This is a genomic window from Enterovirga sp. (genome assembly GCF_035325185.1).
Lineage (GTDB): Bacteria > Pseudomonadota > Alphaproteobacteria > Rhizobiales > Beijerinckiaceae > Enterovirga.
The window spans coordinates 1-18,901 of record NZ_DAOLAJ010000006.1 but is presented as its reverse complement, the minus strand read 5'-3'; the positions used below and the strand labels follow the sequence as shown (position 1 = coordinate 18,901).

The window sequence follows — 18,901 nt, the reverse complement described above, 5'->3', positions numbered from 1 at the left end:
TTTCGGCGAAACCGGCCCCAAATCCTGGCCGCCTCTTCTTCACGTGAGCCGGGTCCATCCCACTCGAAAATGCGGCCGAAGGGAATTTCGAGCCCCATGGTTAGCGGCCGGTTAACGCCGCCGCAGAGTCTCCGATATAGACCCCGTCCTGACTCCCTCTGTCTGCGGGACGCCTATGACCTTCGACCTCGCCCTCGTTCTCCTCATGCTCGCCGCCTCCGTGGGGATGTTCGTGCTGAACCGGCCGCGCATGGATGCGGTCGCGCTGCTGGTGATGGTTGCCATGCCGCTCACCGGCATCATCACCATGAACGAGGCCCTGGCGGGCTTCGCCGACGCCTCCATCGTCCTCATCGCGGCCCTGTTCGTGATCGGCGAGGGTCTCGTGCGCACCGGCGTCGCGCGCCGGCTGGGAGACTGGCTGGACGCCACCGCCGGCGCCAGCGAAAACCGCCTCCTCGTGCTGCTGATGGCGGCGGTGGGCGCGCTCGGCTCGCTGATGAGTTCCACCGCGGTGGTGGCGATCTTCATTCCCGTCGTGCTGCGCATCACGCAGAACCGGGGCATGTCGCCGCGCCGGCTGATGATGCCGCTCAGCGTCGCCGCGCTGATCAGCGGCATGCTGACCCTGGTCGCGACCGCACCGAACCTCGTCGTGAATGCCGAGCTGACGCGGCAGGGCTCCGCGGGCTTCGGCTTCTTCAGCTTCACGCCCTTCGGCCTGCCGCTGCTCGTGCTCGGCATCCTCTACATGCTCCTCGCCCGCCGGCTGCTGGGGGGAGCGCCGGAGGGAGGGGATGCGCGCGGCCCGCGGCACCCGAGCCTGCGCGACTGGGTCGAGCTGTACCAGCTCTCCGAGCGCGCGCGGCGGGTCTGCGTGAAAGAGGGCTCGCCGCTCATCGGCTGCCGCCTCGATGAGATCGATCTGCGCGAGGAGGGCGTCAACCTGCTCGCCATCGAGCGAAGCTCGCGCTTTTCGACGGGCGTGGTGAAACCGACCGCACAGACCGTGATCGAGGCCGGCGACGTCCTGCTGGCCGATGTCGACGGCTCGCCGGACGAGGCGGCGGCCTTGCGGGCGGAATACGGCCTCGAGCGGCTGCAAGCCGGCGAGAACAAGGACTATTTCAACGATCTGTCGCAGAATCTCGGCATGGTCGAGGTGATGCTGCCGGCGCAGTCGCGGCTCATCGGCCAGACGATCACCGGCGCCCGGCTGCGCTCGCATTACGGGCTCAACGTGATCGGCCTGCGCCACGGCAACACGGTGGTCACCGAGAACCTGCTGGACGAGCCGCTGAAGCTCGGCGACACGCTGCTGCTGGTCGGCTTCTGGTCCGATATCCGCGAATTGCAGGACGACAGCGCCGACATGGTAGTGCTCGACATGCCGGCCGAGTTCGGGGAGGTGCTGCCCGCCGCGAGCCGCGCGCCCCATGCGCTCGGCGTGCTCGGCCTCGTCGTGGTGCTGATGGTCACCGGCCTCGTGCCGAACGTCCAGGCGGCGCTGATCGGCTGCCTTTTGATGGGCCTGTTCGGCTGCGTCGACTTCAACAGCGCCTATGCCTCGATCAGCTGGAAGACGCTGATCCTGATCGTCGGCATGCTGCCCTTTTCGCTCGCCTTGCAGCGCACCGGCGGCGTCGACCTCGCCGCCGACGCGGTGATCCATCTCGTCGGCGGAGCCTCGCCGCGGATCGTGCTCGCGACCCTGTTCGTCATCACCGCGGCGCTCGGCCTGTTCATCTCCAACACCGCGACGGCGGTGCTGATGGCGCCGGTCGCGCTCGCCATCGCCAAGGATCTCGGCGCCTCGCCCTACCCCTTCGCGATGATCATCGCGCTCGCCGCCTCCACCGCCTTCATGACGCCGATCTCCTCGCCGGTGAACACGCTGGTGGTCGGGCCCGGGCAATACAGCTTCGGCGATTTCGTGAAGGTCGGCGTGCCGTTCTCGATCGTCACGGGGCTCGTCTGCGTGCTGCTGGTGCCGGTCTTCCTGCCTTTCCGCTGAGAGACCTTCCTCACTCCTCGAGCTCCAGCAGGAAATAGGTGGTGGGGCCGTCCGGCAGGTCGTTGCCGAGCCGGAACGCGACGGGGCCGGCGCCCCGCGCAACCGGCCGCCGGACCTGGCCGTCGAGGCCGACGGGAGAGAGGCGCCACGCGCGGGCCGTCCTGGCGATCCGCAGGTCGACATGCCCCTTGCGGATGCGGACCGGCAGCCTGCCGAAATCCTCGATGACCTTCTGCTCGCCGTCCCGGAAGACCATCCCGGTGTTGCGGGCGTCGGTGGCGAAGATCACGAGGAAGCGGCGCCCACTCGCCAGCGAGGCCGGCTTGTCGAGCGAGGAGATCGCGACCAGCCCGTCGCCCTCGGCCGCGTCCACGGACAGGATCCCGAGGGCGGCCGGCAGGCTTTCCGCCGAGAAGGCGACGGCCTCCGTCGCCTTCGTCGCCAGACGCATTTGCCGGTCGCGGCGGTTCAGGACGATCTCGCCCGTATCGCTCTGGAAGAGGCCGGATGAAAGATTCGTGACGTTTCCGGGCGGAAGAGCGCCGCTCGCCCGCAACGCCTCGACGATGGCGGCGGGCCGGTTCACGTCGCGCGGCTGCCGGACGGCGATCCCCTCGCCGATGCGGCCGGCATCCTCCAGCCCGATCCTTCCGAGCAGAGCGAGTTCCGTCAGCGCGTCCGGCTCGCGGGCCTGCATGTCCGGCCCGAGATCCTCCGCGCCGCGAACCGCGAAGGGGATGGTGAGCCGCGATGTCGCGACGTCCCCGCGCCGGAACAGCAAGGCGGCCAGCGTCTCCCCCGCGCGCGCCACGGGATCGAGCGCGATCGCATAGGGCAGCATCGCGCGCTTGTGCGGATAGGGCTCGCCATAGGCGAGCGCGATCGGGCCATGGCCGTGTCGGCAGAGGACGTCCCAGCCCTGGAGGGCGGCATAGGCCGGAAAGACCAGCCCCGCCTCGTAGCGGTAGCGATTCCAGAACAGGTGATCATATTCGCTGACGACGAAGGGCTTTCCCAGCCAGCGGGCCGCCGCGGCCGTGCGGACATAATGGGCGCCGTCCGCGATCGAGCTTTGCTGGAGAAGCCTGGTGCCGGACGCATAGCCGCTCGCCCAGTCGTGATAGGTATTCATCGTCACCGCTTCGAGCCCGCGGCGGCTGAGCGCGGTCTGCACGGTCGGCCAGTTGTTGTAGGTGCTGACGATGCCCCTGTAGCCCAGGGCGCGCAGGGCCGCGCTCATCCTGGCCGCCGAGGCCGTCTCCAGTTCGACGAAGAACGCCTGAAGATCGCGCAGGCGGGGGCTGGCGACATAGCGATCGGGGGGCAGCCGAATCGTGCCGTTCTCCAGCCTCTCGTCCTGGCCGAGGCCGCCCCATGCCCGAGCCAGCTTTTCGCTCGAAGCGTAGCGTTTCGACAGCCAAAGATTGAACGGCGCCGCGAAGATCGCATCATAGGGAGGCTTGCCGGGCCGATCGTGGACGACGCTTTCGAACTCGATGCTGTTCTCGTTGACGAGGATCACCAGCGCCAGCGCCTCGTCATGGACGGGCGCGATGCCAGTATAGGGATTGACGCGGGTGAAGACCTTTTCGACGAGCCCCTTCCAATGGGCGAAGGCCCCGTCGTCCAGATACAGCGCGAGCTTGAGGTTGCCCGCCGGATCCCAGCGATCGTCATGGCCGCCATAGGCGCCGCGCCACGACGTCATGGCGTCGATCATCCAGGAGATGCCGTTCCGCTTCAGCGCGGCGAGCAGGTAGTGGATGCGGTCCAGCGTTTGCGGATCGAAATCGAAATCCCGCGCTCGGCCGAACATCAGCGAAGCGTCCAGGAAGGTCAGCCGGGCGATGTTGTAGCCGTGGAGCGCGAGCTGGCGCGCATAGCGATCGGCCTCGGCGTGATCGGGGAAGCCGCCCGAGGCCGGGCTCCAGGCGAGGGAGGCGCAGAGCAGGCGCGCAGGCTCCCCGGATGCACCCGAGGCGAGGCGGCCGTCCTTCCGCACGATGATCCGCCGGCTTTCGCCATCGGCGCCTTTCGGAGCGAAGGCGCGGTTGGGCAGGAGCCCGGAGAAGTCCAGCGGGCTGCCGGGGCGAACCTCCAGCGACTGCTCGCGCACGGGCAGCCATTCCTCGGCCGCGGCACGGGAGGCCGCCGGCCCCAGCACCAGCGGCGCGATCAAGGCCCAAAGCAGTCTCTTCATGCAGATCGACCTTTTCGGCGATTCCTCCTCGAAAATGCGCCGGCCGCCTCAGGAGCGCGAGGGGCCATGCAGGATATAGGACTTGGTCAGGCCCGCGATCTTCTCCCTGACCAGCTTCGCTTCCGGCGCATAGGAGCGGAACTCCTTCAGCGTCAGGATCTGGATCTCCTCGAAATATTCGCGGATGTGCTCCTCCGACGGCCTGGAAAGAAAACGCCACGGGGACAGCCTCACGGCATGGCGCGCGACGGAGCGCGGCAGCCAATGGAGGCCGGGGCAGAAGAAATGCGGCTCGATGGGGAAGACGAATGCCGGCGTCTGGATGAAATAGTAGTTGGAGACGCGGTTGATCTCCCGCACCAGATTGGCCCGCTTGGCCGGCGGCACGTGCTCGATCACCGAATTGCACACGGCCACGTCGAACGACTTGTCCTCGAAGGGAAGGCGGTCGCCATCATAGACGATGACCTCGACATGACCGAACGAACCGCTAAAGGAACGCGCCTGTCCGTCGTCGCGGATATTGACCAGCGTCAGGTCCTGGGGAACGTCGGCTGGATCGAGCTTTTCCCAGAAATGCCGCGAGCCGCCGACGTCGCAAACCCTGAGCGAGGTGAAGCTGGGAAGGGCCTGCCGGAACAGACCGCCGCGTCTCCTGCGGAAATATTCCGAGGAGGAATGGACGATCCGAGTCCAGAGCGAGTCTTTCTTTTTCATGAGATCGCCGGTCATGAAGAGGCTTTCGTGAAGACCTGCGGCTGCGGGGCCTCGCCGGAGGCCGCTCCCTCCGGCTGATGGAGGATGCGGCTCTCGATGGGGGCGGCGGGCGCCCGCCGCGGCCGCAAGAAACCCAGGGGCAGCGCCGCAGCGTGAAAGAACCAGGCGGCGACGGTGTAGAGGCCCATGCCGAGCCCGCCCTTGCGCAGGCTCATGAGCCCGACGATGCCGGCGAGGAGGGCGAGGACCAGCCCGAGAGCCAGCGTCCTGTCGGGCAGCCACAGCAGCAGCGCGATGGAAAACGCCCACCACAGATAGACCATGCCCCAGAGCTTCAGTTCGGGGAGCTCGCGCAGGAGCTGGAAGAAATAGGGCCGCCTCCACGAAGCCCGCAGAAGCTCCCCGACGCCCTGGAGATATTTGTTCTTCCAGCGCCGCACGAGCAGCAGGTAGGAATTGAGCGTATGGCCGAAATGCTGGACGAAGCGCCGGTCGAGCCGGTGAAGCCGCCAGCCTGCGCTCCGCAAGCGGATGCCGAGATCGAATTCCTCGTGCCCGTGCAGGTTCCGGTCGGAGAAATGGCCGACCTGCTCGATGGCGCTGCGGCGGTAGAGCCCGCCGCCGTTCATCCGGTCGATCGATCCGGTCCGGGCTTCGGGGCCCTGGCGCTGGACCCTGCGCGCATATTCGAGGCTCGAGACCAGCATCTCCTCGATATGGCCCGTGACGCCCGCGACCTCGGGATTCTCCGCGAGAAACGCCAGGGCCGCGGCGAGGAAGCCGTCATCCAGCAGCATGTCGCCGTCGAGCAGGCAGATGTGGTCGAAGCGCGCATGCTGGAAGCCGAGCTGCGGCCCGATCCCGCAGCTCGGGAGGGCCGGCGGCGCGATCTGGACGACCAGGACCGGATAGCCCGACGCGATCGCGACGGTGCGGTCCGAGGAGCCGCTATCGGCAACGATGACCTCTCCCTGAATTCCGCCGAGAGCCGCCAGGGCGTGCTCGACGGTGGCGGCGATGCGCTTCTCTTCGTTCAGGGTCTTGATGACGATGGAAACGCTCAACGGGGGCTCCGGTCTCTCAGCGCCCATGCGCCATTCCCGGTGCGAGCTGCTCTTCCATGGCTCGCCGGCGATCGCGGCGCACGATCCTCAGCAGGGCGCTCCAGGACCCGATCACCATGGAGATCTCGATGACGTAAAAGGAGACGAAGGTGCCGGTCGGCGGCGCGTACCAGGTCGCCGCCGCGGCCAGGGCGGCGCCGAGCAGGCTCCCGAGCCCCATCACCGTCGCGCGGGTGGGGTGATGGCCGGAAGCCCCGAGCGCTTCCATCGCGACCGACCAGATCGCCAGCGGCACGACCGCCCAGCAGAGAATCCGCAGGAACAGGACGAGCGAGACATAGCCCTTGCCGAAGAGGAAGGGCAGGACCGGGGCCAGCATGAAAACGGTGACGGCCGCGGTGACGCTGATCCCGATGGCTGCGCCGAGAACCCTCCAGACCCTCGGCATGGCGTGCTGCAAGCCTTCGGCCGTCGCCCGGGCCGAACCGGGATAGACGAGACGGTTGAGCGCCTCGACGGAGAGATAGCTGCTGTCCAGCATGCGGCGGGCGACGCTGTAGCTCGAGACGATCTCGGGCGCCGAGATCAGGCTGAGCACGAGCAGGTCGGCATTCTGGCGCACGGCCCGCAGGATGAAGGGGACGCTGAAATAGAGGCCGAGCGGCAATTCCTCGCGCACGATCCGGTAGTCCGGCGAGCCGCGGGGCCTGAGGGCGTGCCAGCAGGCGAAGGCGACGAGGACGTGGCAGCCGAACTGCCAGACCGCCCAGGAGGCGACGCTCTCGACGTCGAAGAGGAGACAGGCCACGGCGGCGGCGACGGTCCGCGCGACGGCGAAGCCGATGACCACGAGATTCGCCGCGGCGAAATCGGAATGGGCGATGCAGATCTGTTCCGCCAGCACGATGACGCGCACCAGGAGGATGTTCGTCACGAGCATCAGCGAGATCAGGGCGACGTTCTCCGCCGGATCGGGAAGCAGCGTGAGGAAGAAGGGCAGAATGACGGTACCGGCCACGATCAGGAAGAGGCCGCTTGCCGCGGTCAGGATGATGTTGTGGCCGAGCATGACGGGATAGAGCGTCCGGTCGCGCGCGACACGGCGGACGAGGCATTCCATGGCGCCCAGCCCGCACATATGGACCGCGATGCTCGAAATCGCCGTGATGGCGACCAGCAGGCTGAATTCGTGAACGCCGAGAAAGCGGGCCAGGAGAGCGAAGGTCAGCAGCTGGGCGGCGGAACTGACGACGAGGCTGCCGCCGGAGGCGGCATAGGACATCAGCATCGGGAGCAGCGCTCCGCGACCGCCCGACAATCCTCTCGCCTTGCCCCAGCTCATCCTCTCCCGCCTTCAAAGTTAACAAAAAGAGGCCGGCCGATGGATCCAGCATCAATGTCGCCTGGGTAGCAGGCAAAGATAAGGCCGCCGTTAATGCGTGCGCGTCATATAGGAGGCTGCATTTCAGCGGATGTTTACTCGGACGAAGGTAGCCTCCCTGGCGTGAATTACGTTCAGCACAGGAAGGATCTCATGCCGGGCAGAACCGCCGGTCTCGTAGGGCGTTGCGAGCCTCGCATGCACCATTTCATGAATATCGTGCTGGAGCATGCGGCGGATGTCCTCCTTCCGCGGAAGGAGACCGAGCTGCTCGCCGCCGCCGCCATTGCGATCCTGCGCGGCCTCCCGTCCAGGCCGCTGGTCGTGGACATGTGCTGCGGCTCCGGCAACCTGGCGCTGTCGATCGCGGTCGAGGTGCCGTCCGCCCGCGTCTGGGGAGGAGACCTGACCGACAGCACCGTCATGCTCGCCCGCCGCAACGTCAAGCGCCTGGCGGTGCAGGACCGGGTCACGATCCGGCAGGGGGACCTGTTCGAGGCGCTGGAGGGCGAGGGGCTCGAAGGGGCCCTCGACATGGTCGTCTGCAATCCGCCCTACATCTCCACGGCCCGCCTCACGGGCGAGAGCGCGCATCTGCTCGAAGCCGGACCGCGCGAAGCCTTCGACGGCGGGCCCTACGGCATCTCGATCAAGCAGCGCGTGATCCGCGAGGCCGCCGACTTCCTGACGCCCGGGGGCTGGCTGCTGCTCGAATTCGGCGAAAGACAGGAACGCCAGGTCGCGGCGCTCATCGCAAGAACCAGGGTCTACGAGCCGGTGACCTTCGTTTCGAACGAGGCCGGAATGCCGAGGGTCGCGCTCGCCCGCAAGCTCGGTCCCGTCGCCGCGCCCCCCCTGGAGACGGCAGGTCGGCCGAAATGAGCCGCATCCGCCCTCTCGAGGCCGCCGACATCCCGGCTGTTGCCGGGCTCTTTCAACGGGTGTTCCGGGATCGCGACACGCTTCCGTCGCCCTCGCTCACGGCCTATCTGCGCGAGCATTATCTCGAGGCGCCTGGCTACGACCCGCAGATCTCGCCGCTGGTCCATATCGGCGCAGACGGCGCCATCTCGGGCTTCATCGGCATCAGCGTGCTGCCGATGAGCCATGAGGGCCGCAAGCTGCGCGCGGCGGTCGGCAGCGCGCTCATGGTCGAACGCCGGGCCAGCGACCCGATGGCCGGCGCGAGGCTGCTCAAGGCGTTCCTGGCGGGCCCGCAGGATCTCTCCTTCACCGAGACCGCGAGCGAAGTCTCGGCGCAGATGTGGACCCGGTTGCGCGGCGTGGAACTGCCGCAATACAGCCTGGACTGGCTGCGGGTCATCCGGCCGGCGGCCTTCACGCTCGCGCAGGCCTCCCGCCGGATCGCCGCGGCGCGGCTGCTCGCTCCCGTGGCGAGCCGCATCGATCGCCATCTCCGCGGGCGGATGCAGGGCAACGACCTGCGCTGGTCCGCCGTCCCCGAGAACTGGAAGGTCAAGGGAGGGCTCGAGGTCGCGCAGACGGACCAGGCCGGTTTCGCCGCCATGCTCGATCCCCTGACGAAGCAATTCGCCGTCCGCCCGGACTGGGGAGACGAGCGGTTCGCGCATATCCTCGCCGAAGCCGCCGGAGCGCCGGATCGCGGCGAGCCGGTCTTCGCCTCGGTCTCCACGCCGGGCGGGGCGCTGATCGGCGCCTTCCTCTATTATCTCCGCCCGCGCGGGATCGCCCGCGTCCTGCAGCTTCTCGCCCTGCCGGGACAGGCCGGGCCCGTCCTGGACTGCCTGATCGGACATGCGGCGCAAAACGGCGCCGCCGCCCTGCGCGGCCGGACGCAGCCCGCCCTGCTGGAGGCGATGCTGGGCCGGCGCATCGCCTTCTTCCCTCTCGCCGCGACCATCGTGCATTCGCGCGAGGAGCGGCTGGTGGAGGCGTATCGGGGCTCCCAGGGGTTCTTCAACGGCCTGGCGGGTGAAAACTGGAGCCGGCTCGTCGACGGGCGTTTCGAATAGAGGCTGCCGAGCCGGATCGCGGACGTCTCGCGGCGATGCCGGATGCAGCCGAAGGGACAGCGGCGGCGGAGCTATTCCGGCGAGGGGTGGGGCGGGCAGGCGGCCAGATGCTCCAGGAGCGCCAGGACGGCCGGCGCGGCGTCGTCGGTCCAGACCAGATGGGTGCGGTTCGCGGCGATCGATCGGGGCAAGGCATGCCGCCGCACGCTGCGGCCGGCGCTCAGCGTATTCAGGACCGAGACCGGCACGATGCCGCAGCCTCCGCCGGCCGCCGCGCAGGCGATGATGGCATGATAGCTGCCAAGTTCGGCGATCCGGGCGGGCTTCGCGCCGGCGCCCGACATCCAGTCTTCGAGAATCCGCCGGTATGAGCATCCGCGGGCAAAGGCGAGGATTGTTTCGCCCGCGAGATCGGCCGGCGATGCGATGCCGTTCCGCCGCCGGGCCGTGACCAGGACCAGCTCTTCCTCGAAGACCGGCTGCACGTTCAGGTTTTCGCGCGCGAACGGCTCCCCCACAAAGGCGGCGTCCAGGCGATATTCGCGGACCTGCTGGATCAGCGACGCGGTCGGCCCCGTCTGCAACTCGATCTGGGTGTCGCGCAGCGCCCGGTGCAGACGGGACAGCAGTTCGGGCAGGCGGCTGGCGGCCGTGCTCTCCATCGCGCCGAGACGGAACGGCCGGCCGCCCGGCGCGCCCCGAACCGCCGCCTCCGCCTCGTCGGCGAGACGCAGCAGACGCTCCGAATAGACGAGAAGGCGTTCCCCGGCCGGCGTCAGCGCCAGCGCCCGTCCCTGGCGACGGAACAGGGCCACCCCCAGCCGCTGCTCGAGCTGCTTGATCCGGGTCGTCACATTGCTCTGCACGCGGTGCAGCTTCGACGCCGCGCGGACGACGCCGCCCTCGCGCACGACGGCGCGGAATATCTCGAGGGAGCCGAGGTCAAGCATTCTCATTCTGAGAACGATCATCTACAAAAATTCATTTGTATGGAAGGTGCGGCAATGGCTCATTCGGAACGATCCGGGGAGTGACCGCCATGCCGACCCTTTCGAACCGCCTCACCCGCAGGCTGCATATTCGTCACCCCATCATCTCCGCGCCGATGGCCTTCGCCGGCGGCGGCGCGCTGGCGGGCGCCGTGACCGCGGCCGGCGGCCTGGGCCTCATCGGCGGCGGATACGGCGACCCGGCATGGCTCGCCGAGCAGTTCGATCTCTGCGAAGGCGAGCGCGTCGGCGTCGGGTTCATCACATGGTCCCTGCGCAAATCGCCGTCGCTCCTGGCCGAGGCGCTCGAGCGGCGGCCGGTCGCGGTCATGCTGTCCTTCGGCGACCCGCGTCCTTTCGCCGAGGACATCCGCAAGGCGGGCGCGCTGCTGATCTGCCAGTGCCAGACGATCGATCACGTCTGGGACGCCGTCGATGTCGGGGCGGATATCGTCGTCGCGCAGGGCGCGGAAGCCGGGGGCCACGGAATGCTTCGCGGGACGATGTCCTTCGTGCCGGAGGCGGCCGACCTGATCGCCGCCCATGCGCCGGATTCCATCCTGGTCGCCGCCGGCGGCATCGCGGACGGGCGGGGGCTTGCGGCGGCCCTGATGCTCGGCGCCGAAGGCGTGCTGGTCGGCACGCGCCTCTGGGCCTCCAGCGAGGCGCTCGTGCATCCGCGCCATCACGAGGCGATCGTCGAGGCGACCGGCGACGACACCGTCAGGACGTCGGTGGCCGACATCGCCCGCCAGATCGCATGGCCGCGCGGCTTCACGGCGAGAATTCGCCGGAACGCGTTCACGCAAAGCTGGCATGGCCGCGAGGCCGAGCTGGAACGGAACGCCGCCGTCGAGGCGCCGCGCTACCGTCAAGCCTTCGCAGCCGGCGATCCCGACAATACGGGCGTCTGGTTCGGCGAGGCGGCGGGCCTCATCGGCGCCATCGAGCCGGCCTCCGCGATCGTCGAGCGAATGGCCGCCCAGGCGACGGAGCTTCTGACCGGCGGCGCCGGCCCGGCAACGGCCTCGCGAAGATAGACCGCCCCGGATCCGACGGACGGAAGCGGGAGGAATCATCGCCTTCCATGTCTCGGCATGTCCCGGGCTTGACAGGGGCCGGATCACGACCCATCATACCAACGTTCAATAGAATGATAGACTGTATGACCGGGACGATCAGCCGGGCGCAGCTCGAGGATGCGGCCGCGATGTTCAAGGCCCTGTCCGATCCTGCCCGGCTTCGGACCCTCATCGTCCTGGCTTCCGGCGAGCGCAATGTCGGCGAGCTCGCCAGAATCGAAGGGGATCGGGTGGGAACGGTCTCGGCGCGCCTGAAAGTGCTGTTGCAGGCGCGGCTGGTCAGACGCCGACAGGAAGGAAAGACGGCGATCTACGCGATCGCGGATGCCCATGTGCTCGGCCTCGTCGAAAACGCCGTCGAGCATGCCTGCGAGCAACATTGACGGACCGGAAGGACTTTCGAATGACGACCTGCAACCTGCCCCACCATGCGAACCACGATCATGTCCACGGTCCGGGCTGCGGCCATGTGGCCGTGCGCCATGGAAACCACGTCGACTATCTGCATGACGGCCATCTCCATCACCCGCATGGAGACCATGTCGACGAGCACGTGATCGAGGTCAGCGAGCGCAACCCGGATCGCTGCACGCCCGGGCACCGCTGCACCGGTCATGAGCCCGGCCACGTCCATGGGCCGGGCTGCGGGCACGAGGCCGTGCCGCACGGCGATCATGTCGACTACCTCGTCGACGGTCATCTGCACCATCCGCACGGCGATCATTGCGACGATCACGGTCCGCTGGAGATCGTGCGGAGCTGAGGCCTCCGCCCCGGCGCGCCCTCCCCTCTCGGGAAACCGACGGTCCCGGATCACACCAATCCGAGATCCCTCGGCTTCGAGTCCGGGAACACCTTGTTGAGCTCGTCGCCGTCGAGCCCGTAGAATCGTTCGAGAAACCCGCCGATCAGAGCCCGGTAATCGGTGAGCACCGGCAAATCCCGGCCCTGGAACAGGGTATTCGCGGCGAGCTTCACCTGCTCGCCGTAGATGCGGCCTCCTTTCACCGGCCCGCCCAGCACCCAATAGACGCTGCCGTGGCCGTGATCGGTGCCCTGGTCGCCGTTCTCCCGGAAGGTCCGGCCGAATTCGGAAACGACCAGGATCACCGAGCGCGACCATACCGGTCCGAGCTCCTCGGCGAGGCCCGCAAGGCCGCGTCCGAGTTCCCCGATGCGGTCGGCCAGATAGCCCTTTGCCGCGCCCTGGTTCACATGGGTGTCCCAGCCTCCGACATCGACGAAGGCGAGGTTGTATTGCTCGCGCATCAGCCGGCCGATCCGGCGGGCCGACAGCTCGAAACCGCGGGGGGGCACGGCCGATTTGTCCGAAGCCATCTCGGCATGAACCGAGCGATAGACCTCGTCGCGGGCCTGGAAGCCCTCGCGGATGCCCTTCTCCAGGGGAGTTTCGGCATACATGGCCTGGATCAGCGCTGCCTGCCGGCTGTCGATGCTCGATTTCCCCACCGTGTTGATCACCACATTCGGGATCTGCTGCTCGCCACGGAAGATCAGCGGCACCTGCTGGGTGAAGGAGATCGGCCGCGTGCGCGAGAGGGAGGTCGCAAGCCGGGCCATGAAGCCGGAGCGATAATCGCGGCTCTGCCCGGTCGATTGGCCGAGTTCGATCGTGTCCTGGGTTTCGAAATGGCTGCGCGAGACGTCGTCGGACGGACCCGCGAAGGGCACGAAGGCGACTTCGCCCTTCTTCCAGAGCGGATAGATCGTCTCGCGCAGGGCCGGGTGGAGGGCCCATTCGGCATCGAGGGAAAGCGCCGAATACGGATCGTCGGCGTTCGGCCTGGCGATGGCGAGCTTCGGGCGCGACTCGTAATAGAAGCTGCTGCCGGCCGGCACGACCACATTCGCCGCGTCATAGGCGCCACGCAGAAAAACGACGAGCAGGCGCAGATCGCTCGCAGGCGCCGCCCAGGCGCGACCGCCGAGGGTCGCAAGCCCCGCGGCGGCACCCAGGAGAAGGCCGCGGCGGCTCGGTTCGGGGGTCATGACGCACCTCCCTGCATGAATTCGGGCGAAGACAGGAACAGCAGGTTCCAATCCTGCGGAGAGATCGCCTGATCGAGCGCCGCCCGCGTTGCCGGCGAAAGGCGCGACTGCCAGCCGCGATAGAACAACGCGTTGCGGACGATCGGGAAGCCCGGCCGATCGGCCTTCTCGTCGCCGGCTCGAAAGAGCCCGGCCGGTCCGAAGGCGATCGCACGCGCAATCTCGAACCGGGCCGTCATCTGACCGGGTCCCGTCCAATCCGCGGAGGTCAGGGGATAGCCGTCGGGGGTCTGGCGACTGTAGAGGCCCTCTCCCAGCCGCCCCAGCCAGGCTATCACCGGACCACCGTTCAGAATCGGCTTTTCCTCATAGGCGAGCCGCAGCGCGGAAAAGACATAGCGCACCCCGTCCTTGGGCCTGCCCGCGAGGGCCCGGTCGAATTCCGGCGCGAGGAGCAGGACCTCGAGGACGGCAGGGATCGAGCCGCCCGTGTGCAGGAATTCGGCCGTCATGGCGTCGATGACCCGCTGCGGCGGGTTGTCGGCCATGAAATAGGTGGCAAGGCGCGTCGAGACATGCCGCGCCGTCGCCGGATGGGTGGCGAGGATGTCGAGCACCTCCTCCACCTCCCGCTCCCCGCTGCCTTTGATCGTGTGGCCGAGAAAGGTCTTGTCGCCGTAATCGTGGAGGGCAGGATTGAAGGCGAAGAGGCCCTCTCGCCGATATTGCGGGCGCAGCTGGGGCTTCATGCCGGGCGTCCCTTCGGTCTGCTGAACGCCGAAGCCGGTCAGGATGCGGGCGAGTTCCTCGACATCCGCCTGCGTATAGCCGGAGCCGACGCCCATCGTGTGCAGTTCGAGGAGTTCGCGGGCGTAATTCTCATTCACGCGGCCGACCGCGTTCTGGGCGTTGTCCAGATAGACCAGCATGGCGGGATGACGCAGCGTCGCCGCCAGCAGATCGCGAAAGCGGCCGAGGGCATGGGGACGGATCGCCTTGTCCTCGTAGTCGCCGACGAGGAGATGCATGTTTGCTTTGTAGAGATAGACGTTGAAGTGGTTGAACCAGAACCAGGTCAGCCGCTCGCGCAGTTGATCCGGCGCATAGACGGCCCGGACGATCGAGCGGATGGCCGCGTCGCGCGAGATATTGCTCATGTCGCGCGCGATCGCCTGTTGGGCCGCCTTGCGCTCCTCGCCGTCCCGTATGGCGCGCACGGCATTGGTGCGGGACGTGAACTCGACCGCCAATGCGAGGGGTGCCGTCGTCGATGTGCGGAAGCCGTCGATCTGTTGCTGGAGCGCGGGAGGCACGGTGGCATCCTGCGAGGACATTTGCCGCTCGAGCCAGCGCTTGCGGCCGAGCCGGCGCAACTCGTCATAACCGGCATGCGTCGCGCCCCAGGTCACCGCCTCGAGGAATTCGAGATCGCGGTCGGGCATTGCGTCCGCCGCGCGCAGAGACCCGCCGGCCGAGGCGAAGAGAAGCAAAAGGAGGCCGGCGAGCCCAGTGAATGCGGCGCGAAGCATCTCATGGAGGATCAAGCGCTATCGTGGCCCATTCATGGCCGCGGCAATCCCGGGCTCCGGCCGGGCGACAGCCTGCTCGGACGGCCGCAACCCCGACCCGGTCGTCGAAAAAATTCGCGTCGATCGTCTCGGGCATCGCCGGCCGCATCGTACCGCCGTCCTGTTCGGGGCTCGGTCGGGACATCCGGGACGTCCGTTGCCCGGCTCGGCTGCGACCTTTCCCGACAGAATTTAGCAGGACGAGACGGACAACTTCGCCTGGGCGAGCGCCGCCCAATAGGAGACGCCGAGCGGCAGGATCTCGTCGTTGAAATCATAGGTGGCGCTGTGCAGATGGTGAGGATGGTTGCTCGCCGGGCTTGCAGAGCCGTTCCCGATGAAGGCGTAGCAGCCGGGCTTCCTCTGGAGGAAGAAAGAGAAATCCTCGGACGCCATGCTCGGCTCGACCTTGCCGTTGACGCGCCCGCGCGCGACGAGCGAGCGCATGACCTCGACCACCAGCGCCGTCTCGGCCTCGCAATTGACGACCGCCGGATAGACCCGCCGGAAGTCGAGATGCAGCTCGGCGCCGAAGGCGACCCCGATCCCGGCGGCGATTTCACGCATGCGGCGCTCGACGAGGTCCAGCACCTCGCCGCTGAAGGTCCTCACGGTCCCCTTGAGCGTGACGTCCTCGGGGATGACGTTCACCGCGCTGCCCGCATTGATCTGGGTCACGGACAGGACGGCCGATTCGATCGGCGAGACGTTGCGCGACGAAACGGTCTGCCACGCCTGCACGAGTTGCACCGCGGCCAGGACCGGATCGACGCTGCGATGGGGCTGCGCGGCATGGGAGCCGATCCCCTTGATGTGCAATTCGAAGGGATTGCTCGAGGCCATGATCGGCCCCTCGCGCACGCCGAAGGAGCCCGCCGGCAGGTCCGGCCAGTTATGCAGCCCGAAAATCGCCTCCACGGGGAACCGCTCGAAGAGGCCGTCCTCGACCATCAGCCTCGCGCCTCCGCCGCCCTCCTCCGCCGGCTGGAACACGAGCACCACGGTTCCGTCGAAGCCGCCGCGCTCGGCCAGGTAGCGGGCGGCGCCGAGCAGCATGGTGGTATGGCCGTCATGGCCGCATGCATGCATCTTGCCTGGATACGTGGACGCATAGTCGAAGGTGTTCAATTCGTGGATCGGCAGGGCGTCCATATCCGCCCGCAAGGCGACGGAGCGCTCCGAGGCGCCGCGTTTCAGCGTGCCGACGACGCCGTAGCCTCCGATGCCCTCGTGGACCTCGAGTCCCCAGTCCCGGAGCAGTTGCGCCACGAGCGCGGAGGTCCGCTTTTCCTCGTGGCGAAGCTCCGGGTGGGCATGCAGATCCCGCCTGATGCGAACGAGATCGGGGACCAGTTTCAGGATGTGATCGCGATCCAGCATGACGGCCTCGGAGAGATGGAAGAGCCCGGGAACCGGGACGGCCCGGCCCGCGGGGGACTAGGCCGTCTTCGGCAAGGCATCCGCCTGGCGCTTGGGCGAGTAGAGGAGAATGAGGGCCACGAGGCTCACGATCGCCGCACAGGACAGATACAGCCCCACGACCAGCTTGTCGCCGGTGACCTGGATGAGGCCCGTCACCGCGAGCGGCGTGAAGCCGCCGAAGATCGTCACGCCGACCGCATAGGCCAGCCCCACGCCGGTCGCGCGGAACGCGGTCGGGAAGATGTCCGCCATCACGCGCGAGGCGCAGGCGGCGTAGCAGGCCAGCAGGAAGGACACCACGCTCTGGACGAGGATCAGCCCCTGCACGCTGGGATTGCGTCCCAGATACCAGAACAGGGGATAGCCGAGGACCGCGCAGACCCCGGCGCCGAACAGCATCGGCTTGCGAGGCCCGATCCGGTCCGAGAGCGCGCCGATCAGCGGGCTCGCCACGATCAGGGTCACCGCATAGGCCGTCTGGCCGAGGAAGCTTTCGAGCATGCTCAGGTGCAGCTCGCGCGTGGCATAGGTCGTGAAGTAGTTCGAGACATAGGTCGCGATGGTCCAGAAGACCATCACCGCGACGCCGAGGAACAGCGAGCTGCGATAGGTGACGAGGTTGCGCGTCCAGACGTCGAGCGGCTGATGCTCGCTCTCCTCGAATTCCGGCGTCTCGGGAATGGAGCGGCGGATGTACCAGCCGACGGGAGCGATCAGGAGGCCCACCAGGAACGCATAGCGCCACGCGCCGCCGGCGATCTGCGCATCGGTGAACAGGCTCGACAGGACGAGCCCGATCACGGCGGCCAGCAGCACGCCGGCGCCCTGCGACATCTGCTGGAACGAGCCATACAGGCCGCGATTCGAGGAATCGGCGTTCTCGACCAGCATGGCCACCGTGCCGCCGATCTCGCCTCCGGCCGAGAAGCCTTGCAGCAGCCGCCCCGCCACCATGATCGCCGGCGCGGCCCAGCCGATCGAGGCATAGGACGGACAGCCGGCCAGGATCAGGGTGCCGACGGCCATCAAGATCAGGGTCAGGCTCAAGGCGTTCTTGCGCCCCGCGCTGTCGGCGTATCGGCCGAGGACCAGGGCCCCCAGCGGCCGCGCAAGGAAGCCGGCGGCGAAGGTGAGGAAGGTCAGCATCAGCGCCGCGAAATCGCTGTTGACCGGAAAGAACGTATGCGAAATCGGCACGGCGAAGATGCCGTATGCGATGAAATCGTAGATTTCGAGAATGTTCCCGACCGTGGCCGCCGCGACGGCCCGATGCCGTATCTCGCCCGAATGCTCGATCATCCTATCTCCCCCTCAACCTTGTCGAGACGGTATCAAGGTTTTTCTAGTCATAGCAATACTATTTGCATATATACCCTATATCTTCCAAGTATAGATAGGTGCACATATGTCGCTGGAGATTAGGCACCTGCGGTATTTTTTGGCGGTGACTGACCGCGGCAGCGTCGCCGACGCGGCGAGGCACCTCCACATCGCGCAGCCCGCGCTGAGCCGGCAGATCATGGACCTGGAGAGCGATGTCGGCGCGGCTCTCTTCATGCGTAGCGGGCGCGGCATGAAGCTGACGGCGGCGGGCGCGCAATTCGCCATGGATTGCCGGCGGCTCCTCGCGGATCTGCACGCTGCGCGCGAGCGCGCCGCCCGCATCTCCGCGGGGCAGCTCGGGGCGCTTCGCATCGGCGTCGCGCCGAATTACGGCTGGCATCCCGTCGTCCTGAAGACGCTGCACGCCTTCAGGAAGGCCGTTCCGGCCATTTCCGTGATCCTCGAGCCGCACCTCGCCATGCGCCAGATCGAGAAGATCGCCGATGGCAGCCTCGACGGCGGCTATCTGACCTGGCGCCCCCGCAACGATCCGACCTTCGCGGCGATCAGGCTTTTCACGTGTCGGCTGAAGCTGGCCTTCCATCGCGACAGCGCCTTCGCCCGCCAGGTGCCGGACCGCCTCGCGATGCTCCGGGACGAGCCCTGCATCTGGTTCGCGCGCGAGATCGCCCCCGACTACAATGATTTCCTCATCCACCAGTGCCGGGAAGCGGGCCTCACCCCGAAAATGGCGCAGGTCGGCAGCGACATCTCGACGATCCTCGGCCTCGTGGCGGCGGGCATGGGCTATTCCATCGTGTCCGACGCGGCCGTCCATTTTTGCCCGGCGGATGTCGTTCTGGTCGATCATCCGGAATTGAGCAGATCCTACCCGGTGGAGTTCGTCTGGCGCGCGGACGCGGACAATCCGTGTCTCGACAGGTTCGTCTCGAAAATGCTGGCCGACCCCGCCTTCTCGATCGCGCGGCGCCCGCCGGAGCCCGACACGGCGGGATAGCCGCCGGGATCGGAAGGACGGGGAAGGTCCCCATCCTTCAGGCCGGCTCGTTCCGCCTCGGGCGGCTGTCAGTGAGCGATCATTCTCATGACGATGAGGACTCCTGTGACGGTGAGGGC

16 protein-coding genes are annotated in these 18,901 nt (G+C 67.5%); 7 read left to right on the top strand and 9 right to left on the bottom strand.

Features of this window, described 5'->3' with window-relative positions; all coding sequences use genetic code 11:
• Positions 1–175: 175 nt before the first annotated feature.
• Positions 176–2,014, top strand: coding sequence for an SLC13 family permease (locus PKD06_RS02150; protein ID WP_324377284.1), 1,839 nt, complete (start codon positions 176–178; stop codon positions 2,012–2,014).
• A 10-nt stretch (positions 2,015–2,024) separates the two neighbouring features.
• On the opposite strand, the gene PKD06_RS02145 is transcribed toward PKD06_RS02150, so the two are convergent.
• The 4 genes from PKD06_RS02145 to PKD06_RS02130 are packed head-to-tail and all read right to left on the bottom strand — an operon-like array spanning position 2,025 to position 7,337.
• On the bottom strand, positions 2,025–4,214 hold the full coding sequence (locus PKD06_RS02145) for a glycoside hydrolase (RefSeq protein ID WP_324377282.1): 2,190 nt from the start codon (positions 4,212–4,214) through the stop codon (positions 2,025–2,027).
• A gap of 48 nt (positions 4,215–4,262) precedes the next feature.
• Positions 4,263–4,931, bottom strand: coding sequence for a class I SAM-dependent methyltransferase (locus tag PKD06_RS02140; protein WP_324377280.1), 669 nt, complete (start codon positions 4,929–4,931; stop codon positions 4,263–4,265).
• Between the two features lie 11 nt (positions 4,932–4,942).
• On the bottom strand, positions 4,943–5,995 hold the full coding sequence (locus tag PKD06_RS02135) for a glycosyltransferase family 2 protein (protein ID WP_324377279.1): 1,053 nt from the start codon (positions 5,993–5,995) through the stop codon (positions 4,943–4,945).
• 16 nt (positions 5,996–6,011) lie between these two features.
• The gene (locus PKD06_RS02130) at positions 6,012–7,337 is read right to left on the bottom strand and encodes a lipopolysaccharide biosynthesis protein (protein WP_324377277.1); all 1,326 of its coding nucleotides are present in this window, start codon (positions 7,335–7,337) and stop codon (positions 6,012–6,014) included.
• Positions 7,338–7,529: 192 nt separating this feature from the next.
• Here PKD06_RS02130 and PKD06_RS02125 point away from each other — a divergent pair, with 192 nt between their 5' ends.
• Positions 7,530–8,258 carry a HemK/PrmC family methyltransferase gene (locus PKD06_RS02125; protein ID WP_324377275.1) on the top strand — a complete coding sequence of 243 codons (729 nt, stop codon included), beginning with the start codon at positions 7,530–7,532 and terminating at the stop codon, positions 8,256–8,258.
• Positions 8,255–9,370 carry a hypothetical protein gene (locus tag PKD06_RS02120; protein ID WP_324377273.1) on the top strand — a complete coding sequence of 372 codons (1,116 nt, stop codon included), beginning with the start codon at positions 8,255–8,257 and terminating at the stop codon, positions 9,368–9,370. The genes PKD06_RS02125 and PKD06_RS02120 overlap by 4 nt, the downstream gene beginning before the upstream one ends.
• Before the next feature lie 71 nt (positions 9,371–9,441).
• Here the strand turns inward: PKD06_RS02120 and PKD06_RS02115 are convergent, their stop codons facing one another.
• The gene (locus PKD06_RS02115) at positions 9,442–10,320 is read right to left on the bottom strand and encodes a LysR substrate-binding domain-containing protein (protein WP_324377394.1); all 879 of its coding nucleotides are present in this window, start codon (positions 10,318–10,320) and stop codon (positions 9,442–9,444) included.
• Positions 10,321–10,409: 89 nt separating this feature from the next.
• Between PKD06_RS02115 and PKD06_RS02110 the strand changes: the two genes are divergently transcribed.
• From PKD06_RS02110 to PKD06_RS02100, 3 genes are all read left to right on the top strand, one after another.
• Positions 10,410–11,399 (top strand): nitronate monooxygenase, encoded by a 990-nt coding sequence (locus PKD06_RS02110; protein ID WP_324377271.1) that lies wholly within the window; start codon positions 10,410–10,412, stop codon positions 11,397–11,399.
• A gap of 170 nt (positions 11,400–11,569) precedes the next feature.
• Positions 11,570–11,824, top strand: coding sequence for a metalloregulator ArsR/SmtB family transcription factor (locus PKD06_RS02105; RefSeq protein ID WP_324377270.1), 255 nt, complete (start codon positions 11,570–11,572; stop codon positions 11,822–11,824).
• A 20-nt stretch (positions 11,825–11,844) separates the two neighbouring features.
• Entirely contained in the window at positions 11,845–12,204 is a 360-nt protein-coding gene (locus PKD06_RS02100) for a hypothetical protein (protein ID WP_324377268.1), read from the top strand.
• A gap of 50 nt (positions 12,205–12,254) precedes the next feature.
• Here PKD06_RS02100 and PKD06_RS02095 read toward each other — a convergent pair whose 3' ends face one another.
• The 4 genes from PKD06_RS02095 to PKD06_RS02080 all read right to left on the bottom strand — a co-directional run bounded on the left by PKD06_RS02095 (position 12,255) and on the right by PKD06_RS02080 (position 17,740).
• A complete protein-coding gene (locus tag PKD06_RS02095) occupies positions 12,255–13,451 on the bottom strand; it encodes a DUF1501 domain-containing protein (protein WP_324377266.1) in 1,197 nt (398 codons plus the stop codon).
• Positions 13,448–14,893, bottom strand: a complete 1,446-nt coding sequence (locus tag PKD06_RS02090; RefSeq protein ID WP_324377265.1) for a DUF1800 domain-containing protein — start codon at positions 14,891–14,893, stop codon at positions 13,448–13,450. The genes PKD06_RS02095 and PKD06_RS02090 overlap by 4 nt, the downstream gene beginning before the upstream one ends.
• A gap of 318 nt (positions 14,894–15,211) precedes the next feature.
• On the bottom strand, positions 15,212–16,399 hold the full coding sequence (locus PKD06_RS02085) for a M20 aminoacylase family protein (RefSeq protein WP_324377263.1): 1,188 nt from the start codon (positions 16,397–16,399) through the stop codon (positions 15,212–15,214).
• Between the two features lie 57 nt (positions 16,400–16,456).
• Positions 16,457–17,740, bottom strand: coding sequence for an MFS transporter (locus PKD06_RS02080; RefSeq protein ID WP_324377261.1), 1,284 nt, complete (start codon positions 17,738–17,740; stop codon positions 16,457–16,459).
• A gap of 106 nt (positions 17,741–17,846) precedes the next feature.
• On the opposite strand from PKD06_RS02080, the gene PKD06_RS02075 reads away from it, so the two are divergent.
• Positions 17,847–18,782, top strand: coding sequence for a LysR family transcriptional regulator (locus PKD06_RS02075; RefSeq protein ID WP_324377259.1), 936 nt, complete (start codon positions 17,847–17,849; stop codon positions 18,780–18,782).
• The last annotated feature ends 119 nt before the right edge of the window (positions 18,783–18,901 follow it).